13 protein-coding genes are annotated in these 19512 nt (G+C 64.6%); 7 read left to right on the top strand and 6 right to left on the bottom strand.

The features are described 5' to 3' along the window. Positions 1 to 48: 48 nt before the first annotated feature. The 3 genes from AC1DYJ_RS23260 to AC1DYJ_RS23250 form a co-directional block, all read right to left on the bottom strand. Positions 49 to 1701, bottom strand: coding sequence for an AMP-binding protein (locus AC1DYJ_RS23260; protein ID WP_477281918.1), 1653 nt, complete (start codon positions 1699 to 1701; stop codon positions 49 to 51). Further along, positions 1694 to 7954, bottom strand: a complete 6261-nt coding sequence (locus tag AC1DYJ_RS23255) for an amino acid adenylation domain-containing protein (RefSeq protein WP_477281916.1) — start codon at positions 7952 to 7954, stop codon at positions 1694 to 1696. The genes AC1DYJ_RS23260 and AC1DYJ_RS23255 overlap by 8 nt, the downstream gene beginning before the upstream one ends. A 99-nt stretch (positions 7955 to 8053) precedes the next feature. Beyond that, on the bottom strand, positions 8054 to 8836 hold the full coding sequence (locus AC1DYJ_RS23250; RefSeq protein WP_477281914.1) for a 4'-phosphopantetheinyl transferase family protein: 783 nt from the start codon (positions 8834 to 8836) through the stop codon (positions 8054 to 8056). A 173-nt stretch (positions 8837 to 9009) separates the two neighbouring features. Between AC1DYJ_RS23250 and AC1DYJ_RS23245 the strand changes: the two genes are divergently transcribed. Next, entirely contained in the window at positions 9010 to 9315 is a 306-nt protein-coding gene (locus AC1DYJ_RS23245; RefSeq protein WP_112566614.1) for a hypothetical protein, read from the top strand. Positions 9316 to 9353: 38 nt separating this feature from the next. Here AC1DYJ_RS23245 and AC1DYJ_RS23240 read toward each other — a convergent pair whose 3' ends face one another. Both AC1DYJ_RS23240 and AC1DYJ_RS23235 read right to left on the bottom strand, forming a co-directional pair. Beyond that, positions 9354 to 9986 (bottom strand): Vgb family protein, encoded by a 633-nt coding sequence (locus AC1DYJ_RS23240; protein ID WP_477282617.1) that lies wholly within the window; start codon positions 9984 to 9986, stop codon positions 9354 to 9356. Positions 9987 to 10015: 29 nt separating this feature from the next. Continuing rightward, complete coding sequence (locus tag AC1DYJ_RS23235; protein WP_477281912.1) at positions 10016 to 11236, bottom strand: helix-turn-helix domain-containing protein; 1221 nt, start codon at positions 11234 to 11236, stop codon at positions 10016 to 10018. A 380-nt stretch (positions 11237 to 11616) separates the two neighbouring features. On the opposite strand from AC1DYJ_RS23235, the gene AC1DYJ_RS23230 reads away from it, so the two are divergent. From AC1DYJ_RS23230 to AC1DYJ_RS23210, 5 genes are all read left to right on the top strand, one after another. Further along, a complete protein-coding gene (locus tag AC1DYJ_RS23230; RefSeq protein WP_477281910.1) occupies positions 11617 to 12366 on the top strand; it encodes a DUF899 domain-containing protein in 750 nt (249 codons plus the stop codon). A 97-nt stretch (positions 12367 to 12463) separates the two neighbouring features. Then, the gene (locus tag AC1DYJ_RS23225; protein ID WP_477281908.1) at positions 12464 to 12730 is read left to right on the top strand and encodes a hypothetical protein; all 267 of its coding nucleotides are present in this window, start codon (positions 12464 to 12466) and stop codon (positions 12728 to 12730) included. Between the two features lie 37 nt (positions 12731 to 12767). Next, complete coding sequence (locus AC1DYJ_RS23220) at positions 12768 to 13772, top strand: zinc-dependent alcohol dehydrogenase family protein (RefSeq protein WP_477281906.1); 1005 nt, start codon at positions 12768 to 12770, stop codon at positions 13770 to 13772. 268 nt (positions 13773 to 14040) lie between these two features. Continuing rightward, the gene (locus AC1DYJ_RS23215; RefSeq protein WP_477281904.1) at positions 14041 to 16590 is read left to right on the top strand and encodes a caspase family protein; all 2550 of its coding nucleotides are present in this window, start codon (positions 14041 to 14043) and stop codon (positions 16588 to 16590) included. Positions 16591 to 16593: 3 nt separating this feature from the next. Further along, positions 16594 to 16890, top strand: a complete 297-nt coding sequence (locus AC1DYJ_RS23210; protein ID WP_477426266.1) for a hypothetical protein — start codon at positions 16594 to 16596, stop codon at positions 16888 to 16890. Between the two features lie 27 nt (positions 16891 to 16917). On the opposite strand, the gene AC1DYJ_RS23205 is transcribed toward AC1DYJ_RS23210, so the two are convergent. Then, positions 16918 to 17280 carry a hypothetical protein gene (locus AC1DYJ_RS23205; RefSeq protein ID WP_477281902.1) on the bottom strand — a complete coding sequence of 121 codons (363 nt, stop codon included), beginning with the start codon at positions 17278 to 17280 and terminating at the stop codon, positions 16918 to 16920. Between the two features lie 134 nt (positions 17281 to 17414). On the opposite strand from AC1DYJ_RS23205, the gene AC1DYJ_RS23200 reads away from it, so the two are divergent. Continuing rightward, positions 17415 to 19505 carry a bifunctional AfsR/SARP family transcriptional regulator/alpha/beta hydrolase gene (locus tag AC1DYJ_RS23200; protein WP_477281900.1) on the top strand — a complete coding sequence of 697 codons (2091 nt, stop codon included), beginning with the start codon at positions 17415 to 17417 and terminating at the stop codon, positions 19503 to 19505. The last annotated feature ends 7 nt before the right edge of the window (positions 19506 to 19512 follow it).

Genomic DNA, 19512 nt, shown 5'->3' with positions numbered 1-19512 from the left:
GAATGCGGTTTTCCCTCGAGATTGGCGGGGCTGCCGCGGAGCCCGATGTCACAAGTTGCCGGGGCGGCCGAAAAGCCCTTGCCATATCTTGGTCAGTCTTGCAGTCGGCCCGTCTGCATTCCCATCACGCACGTCTTCCCTGGTTTCGGCAGGCCGGTGCGCCTGCAAATACTGCTGGAGCAGCGGCCGATCTATCTTGCCAGTCGCTGTCAACGGCAATGTTTCAAGCGCGTGGATGCGACCGGGAATCTTCCATTGCGGCAGGATCGGCCGCAACCCGGCTCTCAGGCTTTCGGCTTGAAACGATGCGCCCGGCTCCATGACCACGAAGGCAGCAAGCTGGTGTGCATCCTGGCGGAGTTCGGTGACGACCGCGGCTTCCCTGACAGTTGGAAGCAACACCAAGGCCTGCTCGATTTCCCGTGTCTCGACGCGGTAGCCGCGCACCTTCACCTGGTCGTCGCGGCGCCCGATGAATTCGAAACTGCCGTCACCCGACAAACGTCCGATGTCGCCGGTGTAGAACAGGCGCTGGTCCGGAAAATCGGGGTCGTTGCGGAAATACTTCGCCGTTTCGGACTCCTGCCGCCAATAGCCATCGGCCAGAAACGCGCTGCGAACGACGAGTTCGCCGGCGCTTCCCTGCTCGACCGGTTGACCGTCCTCATCGACGATCAGGAGGGACTTGTCAGTGACCGCGCGCGGCGGCGGTACGATGCCCGGCGCAAGCGTCTCGCCCGGAGCCACCGACGCCACGGCGATGTGGCCGGCTTCGGTGGACGAGAAGCGATGACGCAAGGCGCAGGATTTGGTGAAGCGATGGCGCCATTGCTCGATGTCGGAGCCAATCACCGTTTGGCCCGCCAATGCCACCAGCCGAACCGAGGGATGTCGGCCGCTACCCTCGATCATCTCAAGATATTTGCGAAACAGCATGACGGGCGGGTGCAGCAGCGTTATGCGACGCGCATCGATCCACGCCCCGAGGTCGCCAAGGCCACGCGATGCGGCATCGTAGAGTTCCAGCGTAGCGCCGTTGAGCAGCGCGCCGAAAACATCGGCCTCCGACGAGGCGAAACTGCAATAGGTCAGAAGCGACTGTCGGTCCGTCGCACTCACCCCGTCATATCGGGCGCAAAGCCAGGCCCGATGCAGCACGGTGCGATGGCTCTTGACCACTCCCTTTGGCCGCCCGGTGCTTCCCGAGGTGTAAAAGATCGCGGCCGGGTCGCCAGGGTCGACCGCCACATGCAGTGCATCCGCGGAGTAGCCCGCGTCGATGTCATCGAGCAGCAGGATCCGGCTGCTGTCATCGACCAGCCCGCGCGCCGCGGTTGCGTGCGCCGCGTCGGCAAGCAGCAGATCGGGTGCTGCATCGCTGACGATGTCATGCTGGGCTTTTGGCGGCATTCCCGGATGGATGCAAAGGAATGCCTTTGCCGCCTTCAGTGCCGCCAGCGCACAGATCACCATGTCAGGCGAATGATCGACGAGATAGGCGACGCATCCGCGCCCAGGCTGCGTGCGATCGAGGATCGCCCGGGCCAATTGATTGGTGCGCCGTTCAACATCGCCATATGTCCATGGCCGGGCGCCGCCGATCGCCACGTGCCCGGCGTGTTTGCGCACCACTTTGTCGAAGCGCGCCGGGATGCTCTCATCCAACTCGGCCCGGTCGAACGACATCGCCGGCTCAACCATGGCTCTCGGCGAGCTGCTTTTCGCTGACGACGTCCAGTTCGGCGTCGAGCCCGGCCTTGCGTGAGTAGGCGACGAGCGCCCTGTAGGTCGATGGACGCAATCGCACACCTTCGCTCAGACTCTGTTGGCGGGTGCGCAATTCCATCTCGCCGGGAACCAGGATTTCGCTGGCGCCTTCGACGCGTTCGCCGTTCCTGGTCTGCTCGATCAGCCGGTCGACGCGCTGGGTGAAGTCCGATGCCGGCATGAACCGCTCGGGATCGAGCGCCATGAAGAAATGGCCGTAGTCGGGCGCGCCCTCACGCAGCCTGTCGTGATGGTGGTCGCCTCCAAAACCGGCGCCGCTGAGCACGCCGGCAAGCACTTCCATGACCATGGCCAAGCCATATCCTTTGTGGCCGCCAATCGGCACGCCGAGCCCGGCGGCCAGGTCGCCGAGGTCCGTGGAAGGACGCCCGAAGCGGTCAAGGATCCAGCCCGCGGGCAACGGGCTGCCTTCGGCAACCGAGAGGCCGATCTTGCCGCGCGGCGCAACGCTCATGGCGACATCGAGAAGGATCGGGAAATGCCGTCCTGCCGGAATGCCGACGCCGAGCGGATTGTTGCCGAATGTCGGCGTGACGCCGCCCGTCGGCGCCAGGATCAGCGGTCCATTGGTTGTGCACAGACCGATCAGGCCTTTCCTGGCCGCTTGCCAGACATAGTGGCCGGCGGCGCCGAAATGATTGGAGCGGCGCACGCCGACAATGCCGACGCCGTCCCTGCCTGCCTTTTCGATGGCGAGGTCCATCGCCACCGTGCTGACCCACTGGCCCGGGCCGTTGTCGCCATCGATGCGCGCAATGGTGGCGCTCTCATGCTCGATGCGGATCTGCGGCCGTGGGTTGATCTTGCCCGCGGCAATCCGCGAGGCATAACGCGGGATGCTGACCATGTCGTGCGTCGGCTGTCCGCGCAGGCTTGCCTCGAGCTGCACTTCGGTGACGATCTCCGCACCCATCTCGGTCAAGCCGGCCCGCGTCAACGCTTCGCGGCCGTAGGCGCGAAGGCTTTCGATCGTCACCAGGATTTTCGCCGGATTTGCGCCCGTCGCCGAGACCGTCGCGGCTGTCTTTCCCGGGCTCGTCCGAGCAATGGCGCGCGCCAGATCGGCGATCGTCTGGTGCTGGTAGAGCTGACGCAACTCGACGCCCAGTCCGGCTTTGCCGGCTTCGACAACAATGTTGAGGCTGAGGATGGAATTGCCGCCGAGGTCGAAGAAGTTGTCGTGCAGCCCAACCTCATCCAGCCGCAAAACTTTTTTCCAGACCTGCGCCAGGATTGTCTGGGCGCCGGCCTGCCCGACCCCGCGCGGCCCGGCCTGGCTCGCGGGGAGCATGCCTGCACTCGACCGGGCCAGCGCCTCCATTTGCCTGGCGATCCGCCGGTCGATCTTGCCGTTCGGCAGGCGCGGCAAGCGGTCCACAAGGACAATGCGTTGAGGCAGCATGTAATGCGGCAGCCGCTGACGCAGAAATTCGCGCAGCCGCCGGGACAGAGCGGGCGTTTGCGCAGCATCAGGCTCGTTGGCCGCAACGAAAGCGACCAGGCGTTTGCCATCGCCTACATCGTCATCGTCTTCGATAACGCCGACGAGACACTCGCGCACCTCCGGATGTGAATGGATCGCAGCCTCGACCTCCCCCGGCTCGATACGGTAGCCGCGAATTTTGACCTGTTCGTCGGCGCGTCCGGTTATTTCGATTGTCCCGTCAGGCCGAAAACGCGCCAGATCACCGGTTCGCAGCAACCGCGAGCCGTTGTCCGCGCCGAACGGGTTCGGCACGAAATGACTGGCCTCGAGATGATTGACGTAGCCCCGGCCTATGCTGGCGCCGCCGACGTACAGCTCGCCGCCTATGCCAACCGGAACCGGACTGAGGAACGCGTCCAGCACATAGGCCTGCGTGTTGGAGATCGGCCGGCCGATCGGCACCATCGCCGCCGCCTCGCCGTCGGCCGGAACGGGATGAACGGTCACGATCCCCGTCGTCTCGGTCTGGCCAAACATATTGATGAATTCCGTCCCGGGCTTGCAGAGGCGCCGCCATTTTTCGACCAGCGCGCTGGACAAAGGCTCGCTGGCCGACAGCATCAGCCGCAGCTGATTGTCGAGCAGCCTTGCCCGCGCGATTTGGTCAAGCGACATCAAGACCTGCAGGCAACCGGTCGAGAAGGATGGGACAAGATCCAGTACCGTCACCCGCTGGCGGCGCACCGTCTCGAACAGCAAATGTGGGTCAGCTGTCTCCTGGGTTGAGGCGATGGACACTGCCGCGCCGCATGACAGAGGGACGGCAAACTGCCGTATCGAAGAAGAAAACGAAAAAGAGGCGGTATGCAGATAGATGTCGTCTGGACGGATGGCGACGGCGCGAACCATCGCCTGAGCATAGTGGCCAACATTGGCCTGCGTGATCATCACGCCTTTTGGTTTGCCGGTCGAGCCCGACGTATAGATGACGTAAGCCAACGCATCTGCCGCCGGGGTGATCCCTGGATTGCCAGGGTACTGCACGGCGACGTATGACTGACAGGCGTCGATGCAGATGGCCTGCACCGTGGCCGCGCTGAATGTCGGCAGCAGCGCTGTCTCGGTAATGAGCAACGCAGCCCCTGCGTCGCGCAGCATGAAGGCAATGCGTTCCGGCGGATGGTCGGGGTCGAGCGGCAGAAATGCGCCGCCGGCCTTCCACACGCCCAGCAGCACGGCCAGCATCTCGGCAGACCTCGGCAGGCAGATCGCGACCAATGTTTCGCTGGTAACGCCACAGCTGCGAAAATAATGGGCGAAGCGGTTGGACCGCTCGTTGAGCTCGCGATAGGTGAGCTGCCGGTCCTGATCCAGCACGGCGACGGAGCCGGGTGTCCGTTCGACCTGTGCCTCGAACAGCCTGACATAATCCTGCCCGAGCAGTTCACCTGCTTCGGTGCGGTTCCAGTCGATCACGATCTGGCGACGGTCGATCGCTGGCAACAGCGGCAGTTGCGACAGTCTTTGCTCGGGATCGCTTGCTATGCCCTCGAGCAAAGTCTGGAACTGCCGCGACAGCCGATCGATCGTGGCCGGCTTGTACAGATCGGCGTTGAATTGCCAGGTCGCCGCCATCCCTTGCGGGGTTTCCGACAGGTAAACAGTAAGGTCGAACTTCGCCGTCACCTTGTCGATGCTCAGCGGCCGCGCCGCGAGGCCTGGCGCGAGATCGAAGGCAGATCCCGCTGAGTTATCAACTGGCGAACCTGGCGCGTCTGGAACATTCTGAAACGCGAACATGACCTGGAACACCGGCGTGTGGCCGGGATCGCGCCGGATCTTCAGCTGCTCGACGATGTGTTCTAGCGCGACATCCTGGTGCGCATAGGCGTCGAGTGCGGTCGATCGGATGCGGCCGAGCAATTCGATGAAGGAGGGGTCGCCGGCAAGCGTCGTGCGCAACGCAAGCGTGTTGGCGAAAAACCCGATCAGCTGTTCCAGTTCCCTCCGCGGACGATTGGCGATCGGCACGCCGATGATGCAATCGTCCTGGTCGTTGTGGCGAAAGAGCAATGTCTTGAACGCCGCCAGAAAAACCATGAAGGCGGTCGCATCATGGCTGCGGCCGAGGGCCTTCAACCGGTCCGTCGTTTGACGGTCGATCTGCATTTTCAGCGTACCGCCGCGATAGGATTGGGTCGCCGGGCGGGGTCGGTCTCCCGGCAGCGTGCAGGCCGGTGGCAGCCCCTCGAGCTGACGGGTCCAGTACCTGGTCTGACGCTCGAACTCGGCTGTCTCGGTGCCGCGTTGCTGCCAGGCGGTGAAGTCACCGTATTGAAGCGGCAGGTCCGCCAGCGGCGATGCCCGCTCGTCACGAAATGCTTCGTAGAGCTGCTTCAGTTCGGCATGCAGGACGCCGATCGACCAGCCATCGAAGATGATGTGATGCGTCGTCAGAAGCAGGGCATGTTGCTCGGGCGCCAGCCGGATCAGGCTGGTGCGAAACAGTGGGCCTTGCGCCAGATCGAATGGTTCGGCGGCATCCTGGCCGGCAAGGCGCATTGCCTCGGCGGTGGCCGTGTCCGCCCCGAGGCCAGCCAGGTCGATGGTCGCCAGCCCGGTTTGCCGAAATTCGGAAACCAGTTGCACCGGCTTGCCGTCGCGCATGTGAAAGGTGGTGCGCAAGATGTCGTGCCGGCGGCGAATTTCATCGAGCGCCAACGCCAGTGCGTGCTGGTCGAGCGCACCTGTCAGCCACAGTGAGACCGACATGTTGTAGGCGCCGCCAGCACCCATCCGGTCGAGAAAATAGACGCGTTGCTGTGCGGACGAGAGCGGTGCGGATGCCCCCTCCGGCCGGTGAGGAATGCTCGCGCCTTGCCCGGATGCAGACGCCGACCCTTGCTCCAGCCGCGCCGCTCCGTCCGCGACGAGATTGGCCATCTCTTCTCCGATGCGCTGCGACAGCCGCGCGATCGTCGGGCCGTCAAACATGCAATCGACCGGCAATTCGACCCCGAAGATCGACCGCAGCCGGGCGAGAACCTGCATCGCAGTCAACGAATGGCCGCCGAGATCGAAGAAGTCGTCGTGGATTCCGGGCGGTTCGCTTCCCAGCACTTCGGCCAGAACCGCCGCCACCCGGCGCTCGGTGGCAGTGCGGGCGGCAACTCGCTCGCCGGCTTGCGACCGACCGGATTGACCGTTCTGCCGTTGCGGAGCGAGCACCAGGGCCAGATGCCGGCGATTGAGCTTGCCGTTGGCATCGACAGGCAGTGCACTCACCAGAACGATCCGCTGCGGCACCTTCGAGCCCGCCAGCCGCTTGGCGACAAAGCCACGGATGTGCTGAGCCGACGCCCCCTGCCCGGGCTTGAGCACGATAGCTGCTTCCATGGCCTCGCCGAGCACCGGATGCGGGACGCCGAAAACAACCGCCTGTTCGATCGCCGGATGGTCGAGCAGAACCTGCTCCACCAGCGCCGGTGATATCTTTTCGCCGCCGCGGTTGATGATGTCCTTCAATCGGCCGGTGACGAACAGATAGGCTTCGGCATCGAGATGCCCCACATCGCCTGTCCGCAGCCAGCCATCGACAAACGCGGCTTCGTTGGCTGCGGGATCGCCATCGTAGCCGTGCATGACATTCGCGCCGCGAATGACCACCTCGCCGGTGGCCCCGGACGGCAGGATATGCCCGGCCTCATCCATGATGGCGATTTCGGGACCCGCGGCCTTGCCGACGGAGCCTGGCTTGCGTTCGAAGGGAGGAAGGCTGTTGCTCGCAATCTGTGGCGCCGCCTCGGTCATGCCATAGGCTTCGATGAACGGCACGTCGAACACGGTTTCGATATTCGCGATCAACTGCAACGGCATTGGCGAAGAAGCCGAGCGAATGAAGCGCAAGCCGCTTTGGCGAGGGTCGGCCCGACAGAGATGGATCTGATCGAGGACCGCTCGATGAATGGTCGGCGATGCCGAATACCAGCTTGGCCTGAACTCAGCGAGAGAACTGAAGAAGCTGTCGGCGGAAAAGCCGACCATGCTGATGTAGCAGCCGCCTGAAACCAGCGACGCCAAAAGGCTGCTGATGCCGTGAATGTGAAACAGCGGCATCGCGCCCAGGCAGCGGTCGGCATGCCCAAGACCCAGCGCCCCGGCGATGTTCTGTGCCGAAACGCAAAGGTTTCGCTGGCTCAATGGCACCAGCTTGGGTCGCGCCGACGTGCCCGACGTGAACAGCAGCAGCGCGACATCGTCCGGCGTTGCTGTACGCTCTGGTAACGCTAGTGGCTGATCGTCGCCAGGCGCCCAACCCACGCCCTGCAGCGAGAAAAGCCCGGCCACCAAGCCGGGCTCAGCAAGCAGGCGCAGGATACGCATGTTCAGCGACGCGGCGACCTCAAGCAGCGGCGATTGCCAGCCATGCGGCACGATCAGCACTCTGGCGTGCAGCGCGGCCAGCTGTGTTTCAAGCTCGTAGGCGGGCCATCCGGGGTTCAGAGGAACGCATGCCGCATTCGCGGCGACCGCCACGATCGCCACCGCGGCTTGCCCGCCCTCGGGCAGCAACAGGGCGACGCGGTCCGATGGCGCGACGCCCTCCAGCGCCAGCTTTTCGCCGACATAGCGGATCTGGCGCCCCAACCTTTCATAGGTGAGAGGCGTATACCCCGCAGCCACCAGCGCCACCGAATCCGATCCCGCATGCCGGTCCACATGGCCACGTATCGTGTCCATCAGATCCCGGCCCCGGGATCGATCTTGATCAGAAATAGTGCCACCCTTCAGCCCAAAGACCCGTGCGGGTTCCCTAAGTGCTTGCTGACAGAATGGCTGTCAATGCGCGGCGATCTTGAAACATGAGAACAACGTCCCTTGAACACGGTCGAAGCGGCCTTCGAAACGACCATTGCCGGCCAGCGCATGGCGGCCTGATGGAACGATCCTGGCTTGGGCGGTGCACCTTTCCACATCCAGTTCGACGCAAACGTCCTGAAACGTAAGAAATTGTCGATGGAGCGGAAAATGCATTTTGTAGAAAGCTTCCTTGATCACGAAGAGAAGCTTTGGCAGGTCGTAGCCCAGTTGCTTCTCGATCGCTTGCCGCTGTTCCAGTTCCGAGGCGTGCGACACCAGCTTTGTCAACTCGTCCGACAGCGGAGAATCGTCCTCGATGTCGATGCCTATCCCCGTCCAGTCGGCGGAAAGGCCGACGGCGACAGCGCACAGGCTCCTTGTATGGGAGATCGAGCCGACGACGCCTGTCGGCCAGACCGGGACCCGATCAGGCCCCACCGGGATGATGCGGGCAGGAATGCCCAAAGCTTGTAAAGCCTGCCTTGCGTAGATGCGCCCAGCGCGAAACTCCCGACGCCGCGCCGGGACGATGTTGCCCAGGGATTGTTCTTCCGCGACCGCCAAGTCCTGGTCGGCGATGTCCAGATCGCCGCCTTCGACGACGACACCATCGGAAACCAGTTGCCGAATGGCTGCCACCATATCGGCCGGCAACCGGTTGCTACGGACTCCCGGCTCGCTCGGCAACGCCACTCCCTCGTCGGCCGCAATGCTTGTTGCGCACCCTCGCCGCACCATCGTGAACACGTCACGATCATCCACGCAAGACAGTCACGCTCTCAAGGTGGCGGTCTCGCTGCATCACGTACAAAGTGCCGGCGCCGGGCGCCTGTCCGATATGCGTGCGCCTACGATATCTCTTTCTTGCGCAAAGTTCGGGTTGACCGCCGTGGGGCGCGCGGCGACTATCCCCGCAACGTGCAGGAGGACATGAGATGGACGAACCCGATCGCTGGAGGCATATGGCAAGCGCGCCCAAGGACGGCAGCCGCATCCTGGTCACCGTGAGGCCGTCGGAACAGGGGCCGGCCGAGGTCGACCTCGCCTACTGGTCGCGCGCCGACCAGTTCGGTTCAGAAGGCTGGCGCTCTTCCGATTCGTCTCCGGGGCGCGTGATCGAATACCCTGAACCCGAATTGAAATGCTGGATGCCGCTGCCGACGGCCAATCTCAGCCGGGCTTCCATGCCGGCGCCCTGGGCCGGTGAAGACGCCCAGCAGCTCGACGGCTCCGGGATATGATCTCGGCAGGACGGCGGTAGGAAATACGCCGCCGGCCCTTATTTGGGGCGCCGCACCGCTCGTACCATGCCGCCCGGGCCGCCGCCGCAGAAGAAGCGGTCGCCGCCGTCGGATTCGAGGCCAGACACGCCCTTCCCCGCCGGCATGTCGAGCCGCTCCAGCACTTTTCCGGTTTGCGGGTCCACACGGCGCACGTCGCTCTGGTCGCCTTCCCAGGTGCCGTGCCACAACTCGCCATCCACCCAGGTCACCCCGGTGACGAAACGGTTGGATTCGATGGTGCGCAGGATTTTTCCGGTCTCGGGATCGATCTGGTGGATCTGGCGCGCCCGGTTCTGGCCGACCCACAGCGTGCCCTCGGCCCAGGTCATGCCGGAATCGCGGCCGCCGCCCGGCGCCGGGATGGTGGCCAGCACCTGCCCCGTATCCGGGTCAATCTTCTGGATGCGATCCCCGGCCAGTTGAAACAGATGCCGGCCGTCATAGGCAGTGCCGGCATGGGCTGCGACATCGATCGAGCGTTTTGTTTCACCGTTTGCCGGATCGAAGGCGATCAGTTGCTCGCCCGTGGCAAACCACACATTTTGTCCGTCGAAGCTCACGCCATGCACGATGTCGACATCTGGAAAGGGGCCGTATTCGCGCAGGATTTCAGCTTCTGAGTGTTTCACGTCCTGGTCCTCGGTCATGGTCACCTTTCCTAGCCGTTCGGCAGCGGCGCCGGGAGTAACAAGGTGGTCGTGAAACCGGCCACGGGCGGCGTCATCCAGCGGCGCGCCCGACCGTGACCGAACGACTGCACCTTGCCGGCCTCGGCCAGTTGCTCGAGCGCCCGTTGTACGCTGCGCTGGCCGGCGCCGAGCGCGAGCGCCAGCGCCGAGCTTGACCAGGCCTCGCCATCGGCCAGGAAGGCCAGCACCACCGCGTGCCGTTCTTCGATCGGCCGCGCCAGCACCGCCACCACGCCTGCCTGGCGCGGCGCCAGCGCAAAGCCTTGGCTGGTCGCCTCGATGCCGGCCAGCGGCCGCAACTCGGCGCGCAGCCGGCCGATCTCGACCCGCAGCCTGGCGCGATGCGATTCATCGACATGCCTGCCGCCAAAGGCGCGGGCGATCAGTGTTGCCCTCGGCACATCCGCCGGCCACGCTTCGGCGAGCGCACGCACCAGTGCAAACAGCACCGGCCGCGTTGCCAGCGAGACCGCTATTTCCTGCTTGCGCACGACATAGCGGAACGTATCGACGACCAGCGCCGGCGACGCCGCCAGCGCCTCGACCTCTTCAAGCAGCAGCGGACGCGCCTCGCCAGCCACGATCAGCCGGGCCGCCGGCGTCTCGAGTGACAGGAAGGCGGTGTCGACCTCCGCCACAAGACCCGGAATGCCGGCCCGGCGGGCGGCATGGCGCGCCCATTCAAGGGCTTCGCGCGCGGCTTTCGTCTTGAGACGGCGCATCGCAATGCCGGCAACGGCGAGTTCATGCGCGGCGCGTGAGGCCGGCGGAAGCGGCGCCGGATCGAGCCCGGCCAGCACGTCTTCAGCCTCGTCGAGCCGGCCGATCAGCAGCAGGCGGCGCACCTTGAGATGGCCGGCATGGGCGGCGTTCAGCCGGTCGCCATGCTTTTCCAATGTCGCGCGCGCCGCATCGAGCGCTTTGGCCGGCCAGCCGAGGTCGCGCGAGACCAGCGCGATCTCGGCTTCGGCGACGACGCACCTGGCGCGCGCCACCGCCTCCTTCGAACCGAAGGCGCGCCCAGCCCGCCGCAGCAACAGCTTGGCGCGGTCGAGATCGCCGAGCTGCGCCATGGCAATGCCGCGCAGCGCCAGCGCCGGCGCGTCTTCGCGCAGCGCGACACGGTCGAGCGCGGCCAGCGGATCACCCGCGGCCAGCGCCAGCCCTGCCGCGGTGATCAGCGAGTCCATTCAAATCCCGTCACACTTGTAACTCCCACCCCGCCGGTCATGGCCCTAACTTAAGTCACTGCCGCCAAGCAGCAAGCCGGGACGGCGACCTAGCCATCTGGGCTGGCAGGAGACACTCGGGCCGTCGTTGACGCCAATATCGGCGTTCGCTAGCCTGAGCATCTCAGATGGTATTTTTAAGCTTCTCATAAGGGAAAACTGACGATGCCTGTTTCCGAGGATCTTGAGCACACTGCGCGGCCCCGCCACCCCTGCTGCGGTGGGCCGCCTGCAAATCCCGTCACATTTGTAACTCCGCCCTCCCCGCCTCGCGGCCCTACGCTACCTCACGATCAGCAGGCAGGCCGCAACGGCTCAACGACTGACAATGGAGACGAGCAATGACCAAGCATGTGGCAATGAAGACCCCGCCAATCGTTTCGAGGCAGGAATGGGAAGCCGAGCGTGAAAAGATGCTGGTGAAGGAGAAGGCGACGATGCGCGCCAGGGATGCGCTGTCGGCCGAACGCCGGCGCATGCCCTGGATGGAAGTCGACAAGGCCTATGTGTTCGAAGGCCCCAACGGCAAGGCAAGCCTGCTCGACCTGTTTGAAGGCCGCCGCCAGTTGATCGTCTACCGCGCCTTCTACGAGCCCGGAGTCTATGGCTGGCCCGAACATGCCTGCCGCGGCTGTTCGCTCGGCGCCGACCAGGTCGGCCACCTCGCCCATCTCAACGCCCGCAACACCACGCTTGCCTATGCCTCGCGCGCGCCGCAGGCCGACATTGCCAGCCTGAAGCAGCGGATGGACTGGAAGATGCCCTGGTACACAATCACCGACAGCTTCGACAAGGATTTCGGCGTCGACGAATGGCATGGCCACAACGTCTTCATCCAGGACGGCAAGAAGGTTTTTCGCACCTACTTCATCAACAGCCGCGGCGACGAGCAGATGGGCACCGTCTGGAGCTATCTCGACGCCACGCCGCTCGGCCGCCAGGAGGTTTGGGAGGACTCGCCCGAAGGCTATCCGCAGACGGAGCTCTACAGCTGGTGGAACTGGCACGACAATTACGACGCTGCGCCCGACAATACATGGGAAGCGGTCGCCGCGGCCGGCGAAGCCGCGTTCCGCGACAAGGCTGAATAGCTCGGACCTGGCGCCGGCCATCCAACTCGCGTTCCTCGCCCTGCCGAGGCAGGGGCGAGGAAACAAGTCCGAGGCATTCACCAAAGGGATGAGAACCATGAGCGATATCGGCATTGGCAGCGGCAGCGAAATCCCTCAAACCGCGGCCCCTCTCGGCATAGCCGACTGGCTGTGCCTCGCCGCGGCCCCGACTTTCGCTGCGATGGCGCTGCTCACCTGCATTCACACTGGCGAAGGCGTGATGTCGTGCCTGGGCGCCGATGCCTCCCTGCTCACCGGCATGCCGGTGATGTATTTGCTGATGAGCGCCTTCCATCTGGCGCCTTGGCTGCGCATGATTTCCGGCCGGCCGCTCCGGCAATAGCACCGCATTCCAACACCCCGCACGTCGGAGACAGACAATGAAGCTGGTCAGGCTGAGAGCGCCGGGCGGGTTGGACAAGCTCGACCTGGTCGAGGAGGATCAGCCGCAGCCCGGGCCGGGAGAGGTGCTGGTCAGGATCCGCGCCTGCTCGCTGAACATGCGCGACGATTTCGCGGTGCAAGGCAAGCTGCCGCTCGCCGACGGCCGCGTGCCCCTGTCGGACGGCGCCGGCGAAGTGATTTCCGTCGGCGACGATGTCGGTGCGTTGAAGCCCGGAGACAGCGTCGTCAGCACCTTCTACCCCGGCTGGCTGGGCGGCGACATGACATCGGACACAAGGCGCGACATTCCGGGAGACAGTTTTGACGGCTTTGCCAGCGAATATGTGTGCATGCCGGCGCAGGCTTTCACCAGGGCGCCGGCGGGCTATACACATGCCGAGGCGGCAACGCTCACCTGCACCGGCGTCACCGCCTGGCGAGGCCTGGTGACGTGCGGCAAGGTGAAGCCCGGCGACACGGTGCTGATCCTTGGCACCGGCAGCGTGTCGCTGTTTGCGCTGCAATTTGCCAAGGCCGCCGGCGCCCGGGTCATTGCCACCTCGTCCAGCGAAGAAAAGCTGGAGAAGCTGAGACGCCTCGGCGCCGACAGCGTCGTCAACTACAAGGCCGTGCCGGACTGGGGCAGCAAGGCCAGGGAGCTGACGGACGGACGCGGCGTCGACCACGTGATCGAGGTCGGTGGACCCGCGACGTTGGCGCAGTCCATAGCGGCCTGCCGGACCGGCGGGCACATCGCGCTCGTCGGCGTGCTGACCGGCTTTGCGGCCGAGGTTTCGATCCCGGCGCTGTTTTCGAACCAGATCCGCATCAGCGGGATTTCCATCGGCAGCAGGGCCGACCAGGAAGACATGATCCGGGCGATAGAGGTCAACCGCCTGAAGCCCGTCATCGACCGCAGCTTTCCGCTGCAGGACATCGCCGCCGCCTTCAGGCACTACGAAGCGCAAAGGCATTTCGGCAAGGTTTGCTTGGAAGTTTGACCATCGCATCCCCGGCCGCAGCCGCCAGTCCCTAGTGTCGGACGGCGCATTCAGCACGTCGATGCGAACTGTGAGACTTGTCACATACCCGCTCGTGAAGCGCGTGCTACTGCCACCACGGTCAGTCGGCGCCAAAAGAAATCGCCTGCCATGGTCTGGCGGTGACGGGCCTTTCACTTTATCCTGTGGCAGGTTGCATACGATCAACGGACCTTGATGCCGCAAGCGGTGTTCTCGTCGGCGTCAGGCAGCGGCCAGAGGTTTTGCCATGCTCCGACTTTGCGGATTCATCGCGGCCTTCATCCTCGTTAGCCTCACGACCTTCGAGGCCAGCGCCGATCGAAGGGTCGCCCTCGTCATCGGCAATTCCGAATACCGTGACATCCCGGCACTGAAGAACCCGGCCAAGGATGCCGAGGATGTGTCGGCCACGTTCCGGCTGGCGGGCTTCGAGGTTTTCGTCGCCGAGAACCTCACCAAGCAGCAATTCGAAGGCCAGTTCCGGGACTATCTGGCCGCCGTCGACGGCGCCGATCTCGCCGTCGTCTACTATTCCGGCCACGGCTTTCAGATCGGCGGCGAGAACTTTCTGATACCGATCGACGCCTCACTGAAGAAAGCGGCCGATATCGAGGTCCAGGCCATCAAACTCAACGATGTGCTGGAGCAGCTGCGCTCGAAGTCGAAGATCCAGGTGATCATCCTCGACGCTTGCCGCAACAATCCCTTCCCGCGCAACAATTACTGGCTGCGCGACCAGCTCGTCACCGCCGGCAATACCGGGCTGGCGCAAGTGCGAAGCTCGCTCAACACGCTGATTGCCTTTGCCACCGAACCGGGTGCCGTCGCCTATGACGGCAGCGGCGACCTCAGCCCGTTCTCATCGGCATTCTCGCGCCGCGCGCTGGCGCCGAACCAGGAAATCCGTACCGTCATGTCGGCGGTGCGCCGCGATGTCGTGCAAGCCACCAACGGCATGCAGGTGCCCTGGGAAAATTCCTCGCTGATCGATGACGTGGTGCTGGTGCGCCGCAGCAACCGGCCTTCGCTGCCGCCAGTGCTGGAGAAGGTGGTTCTGTCGGGGGTCGGCCCTGTGGCGCTTGGCCTGCCGGAGCCGGTCGATATCGATGGCGGCGCCATCAGCGTCAGCATCGAAAGGCCACCCGCAATGGGCCGCCTGATGCTGGACGGCAAGGACGTCGCGGTCGGCGAACCGATCGCGGGCAAGGACCTGCCGCGCCTGCAGATGGATGTACCCAAAGGGGCCGCCACGCAGGACGAGGTGGATATGCTGGCCTATGCCACGCACGACAATTGGGGCGGCGGCAGCCAAGGCATATTGGTGTTTCGCGTCAAGAGCGGCGAAGGTGCCGCCGGCCAGCAGATCATGGCTTCGCTCGAGGCCGAGCAGAAACAAAAGGTGCTGGAGCGCGGTATCCACATCACCGGCGCCGCCGAAGCGATCGAGAACCGCAAGCTCGATATTCCCGTCGGCGTCGGACCGGTCGCGCTCAACCTGGATTTCCCGACCGATGATCCGGCGGTGAGCCTGAAGGTCTCGGGATATCCGGCAACGGGAACGCTGTCGCTGCCGGATCGGACGCTGTCGCCGCAATCCAGCCTTTTGGCCGGCGAGGTCGACCATCTTCGCTACGAGCCGCAGATCGGCACCACCGCGCCGATCGTGGTCGGTTTTGAAATCCGCGCTGACAGCACTTCGTCCAAACCCGCCACAATGAAGCTGTCGCCGACGGTCGATGCTTGCGATACCGCGGCAGGCGAGCCTCTCGACCTGCAAGGGGTGGTGCCTGGCCTGCTGCCGAACGAGATCGGCGCCGGCGCTGTGGCGGCCTGCGAGGCCGCGGTGAAAACCTATCCCGATGTCGCCCGCTTCCGCTACGAGCTCGGCCGCGCGCTGCTTGCGGCGGGCAACGTCGCCGAGGCCAAGGCAGCGATCGAGGACGCCGCCAAGAAAGGGCATGTGCGCGCCGTCTTCGAACTCGGCTATCTCAACGCAACGGGGACTGGAACGGCCATCGACCGCACCCAGGCCAACGCCCTCTACAAGGCTGCCGCCGACAAGGGCGATCCCTACGGTATGACGTCGTGGGGCCGCGCTCTGTTCAATGGCTACGGCGTCAACCGCGATACAGCCAAGGGCCTCGACCTGCTGCTCAAGGCGGCGGCCATGGGCCACACCTATGCCATGAACGATCTTGCCGCGATCTTCACCGAGGGCCGCAACGGCGTGCCTGCCGATCCGGCCCGCGCCGTGGCCTTCCTGCAAGCGGGCGTGCAGCGCCAGGACATGTATTCGATGAACCTGCTCGGCCGCAATTACCTCGCCGGCCAGGGCATCGACAAGGATCCGAAAACGGCGCAGGCGCTGTTCCAGCAGGCGACCGATCTTGGCCAGCCCTATGCTCCCGGCAGTCTCGCCCGCATGTACAGGGATGGCGTGGGCGTGCGCCAGGACCAGGCGGAAGCACAAAGGCTGTTCGAACTGGCAACTACGCGCGGCGATCCGTCCAGTGCCTATGATCGCGCGGCGCTCGAAATGGCGAAGGGCGACAAGGCCGACCAGGCTGTCGCGGTGCGTTTCCTGGCATTCGCCGTCGCGCTGGACCTGCGCAAAGAGCTTCCGGACGCCAAAAAGGGCCTGGCGCAGTTCGGGACGAAGCCGAAAACGGCAGCCCTGGACGCGCTGCGTCAAGAGCTCAAGTCGAAGCCCCCCCTGTCCGGTTCGCTGGACACGCAACTGGTCAATGCGGCCCGGGGAGTCTGGGAAGAAGCCAATCCGCGTCGGGACTTGTTTTGAACAATGGAGGTCATGGTGGGCAAGGTATTTAAGCAGGCATTCATCGGGACAATTTTCTCCGGCGTTCTGGCCGGGCTCATGGGCTGCACCTCGGTGTCGCCGATGTTTGAACCAGCGCCGCCGGTGGAACATCGCAAGGTGGTGCGCGTAGCGCCCCAGCCAAAGGTGGTCCGATACAAGAAGGCGACCACCGGCAAAGTGATCAAACCGGCCGAGGAGACTCCCCAAAAGCCGCCGGTGATTCCTGCTCTCGGTGGCAGCGGAGGCGGAGGCGGAGGCGGAGGCGGCGGCTGGGGGTGAGGTCGTCAACCAAAGGGCGGTGCGCGCTCAGCGGCCCCAAAGGGTCTTGCTGAATTGCGCATGAGCCCTGGCCAACGTCAATCCGATGTCGCCCGTCCAAGCCTCGGCATTGGCCGGGCCGCGGACAATTGGGCGGAGCGCGGCGCGGAAAACGCGGCTGACGATCGCTGCCAGTGCCGAGGCTACGACCGCCACCGGATTGAACCGGCGAGCCGTCGATGCCCGATGGGCCTGTTGCGTTTCGAGATAGCGAGCCAGCGCAATGTCGTGTCGCGATGGTGCGTCAACCTCCTGCCGGTCGCGCCCGGGGTCGTCATGCCAGATGGGCCATTCGGTCGAGCCTGGGTGATGCACGGTATCCTCCTGCGAAAAGAGAGCCAGTGCGAACAATCTCCTCAAGCGTCGTGAGAAACGCGTGGGAACCGGCGTGATGGAATCGTGAAAAGCGCCTCGGCGGCGGAATAAGTGTTGAAATGGGGTGAGCTTGAGCGGATCGTCATGATGCTGTGACCGTGGCGGATCCGATGACCGGGCCTTATCTTCACCTTTTGGGTGGTTTCGACTTTGCCGGGGCCGCAGTCCCGGCCATCAGCCGCAAGGCGCGTGCGATGGTCGCCTATCTCGCACTGCAGTCGGGGCATTCGCAGTCGCGCGAGAAGCTGGCGAGCCTGCTCTGGGGCATCAACAGCGAGGCGCAGGCACGCATGAGCCTGCGGCAAGCGGTGTCGTCCGTCAGGAAGGCCATGCAGGCGTGCGGCGGCGGCCGCTTCCTCACCGACGGCGACAGCGTCGCTCTGCATCTCGATGGCCTTGATTTCGATGTTGCGCGGTTCGAGGCGCTGGTCGCCAGTTCGGCACCCGAAGACCTCGAACTGGCGCTCAACGTCTATCGCGGCGACCTGCTCGACGGCTTCGGCCTGAAGGAGGAGCCATTCGAGGACTGGCTGAGGGTTGAACGTGAGCGACTGCGGGCTTTGGTCGTCGCGGCGCTCGACAGGCTGGTGGAGCATTATGCCGCAACGAACGATCCCGCTGCATGCGTGCGCGTGGCGACGCGCCTGCTCACCATGGAGCCGCTGAGGGAGGACGTCCACCGTGCCCTGATGCGCGCCTATGCGGCGCAAGGCCGGATCAATCTCGCGCTGAAGCAATATGAGCACTGCCGCACTGCGCTTCAACGCGATCTCAAGCTGCAGCCTGAACCGGAAACGCGGCAATTGTTCGAGACGCTGCGGACACGCCGCACGACAACGCCTGCGCGGCCACCCACGTCCGATGCGGATGATGCTACCGGCTTCAGCCACCAACCCTCGCGCCCCCCGACCCACTATGTCAAATCGGCCGGGATCAACATCGCGTATCAGGTGACCGGCGACGGGCCGGTCGACCTGATCCATGTGCCGGGATGGGTCTCCAACCTCGACCATGCCTGGGGCTCGCCGCGGCTTTCGCACGTGCACCGGCGGCTCGGCACTTTCTCGCGCCTGATCCGCATGGACAAGCGCGGCACCGGGCTTTCGGACCGCAATGTCGGTCTGCCGACACTGGAAGAGCGGATGGAAGATGTGCGGGCTGTGCTGGATGCGGTCGGCTCGAAGCGCACGGTGCTGTTGGGCACGTCCGAGGGCGGCCCGATGTGCATGCTGTTCGCGGCGACCTATCCCGAGCGCACCGCGGCACTCGTGCTCAATGGGGCCTATGCCCGCGGCAGATGGTCCAAAGACTATCCCTGGGCGAAGACAAGCGAGCAGGTGGAAGAAGATCTGGCGATCGTCGACAGAGAATGGGGAGCGGCGGCGGATATGAGCAACGCGGCGCCCAGTCTGATGAGCGACACGTTCGAGACAGAATGGTTCGCCGCCTATCTCAGGAATTCCGCCTCGCCCGCCGACGCGATCGCGCTGTGGCGTTGGGGAACCGAAATCGATGTTCGCGACATTCTGCCTGCCATCCATGTTCCGACGCTGATCGTGCAGGCGACCGGCGACCGCTGGGTAAAGCGGGAAGAAGGACGTTACCTGGCGACACATATCGAAGGCGCCAAACACATCGAGTTCGCCGGCCGCGACCATGTGATCTGGGGCGAGAATTCCGATCGCCTTGTCGACGAAATCCAGGCTTTCGTCACCGGTGCCTTGCCGGCGGCTCCAGGCGAACGGCTGCTGGTGTCGGTGCTGTCCCTCGATATGACGGGTTCGCCTTTCGGCATCGAGCCGGCCAAGCGGCACGCAGAGGCGCTCCGCGGTGAACTCCTCGCGGCCGAAGGCAGAGAGATCAGCCGAGCGGACGGCAAGATGCTCGCGGTGTTCCAGCGGCCAACGCGGTCGATCCAGTGCGCGATCGCCATCCGCGATCGCTTGCGGCGATCCGGTGTCGAGGTCCGCTCGGCGGTGCATATCGGCGAGTGCGAGCAGCGGGGCGATCAGTTTTCCGGCGCAGCGATCGAACTGTCGCTGCGGTTGCTCGATTATGCGCGGCCGGGCGAAATCATCGCGTCACGGACGGTCCGCGATCTCGTGGTCGGCTCGGGCTTGCGGTTCGAGGAACGTGGCGAAATGGCAGCAAGCGGGCTGCCCGGCGCATTTCCGTTCTATTCGGTCGATGGTGCGGCTTGAGCCGCCA

It is taken from the genome of Mesorhizobium sp. P2_B11 (genome assembly GCF_056404855.1).
Note: the sequence above shows the minus strand (reverse complement) of the source record. Positions and strands in the feature narration are given on the sequence as shown.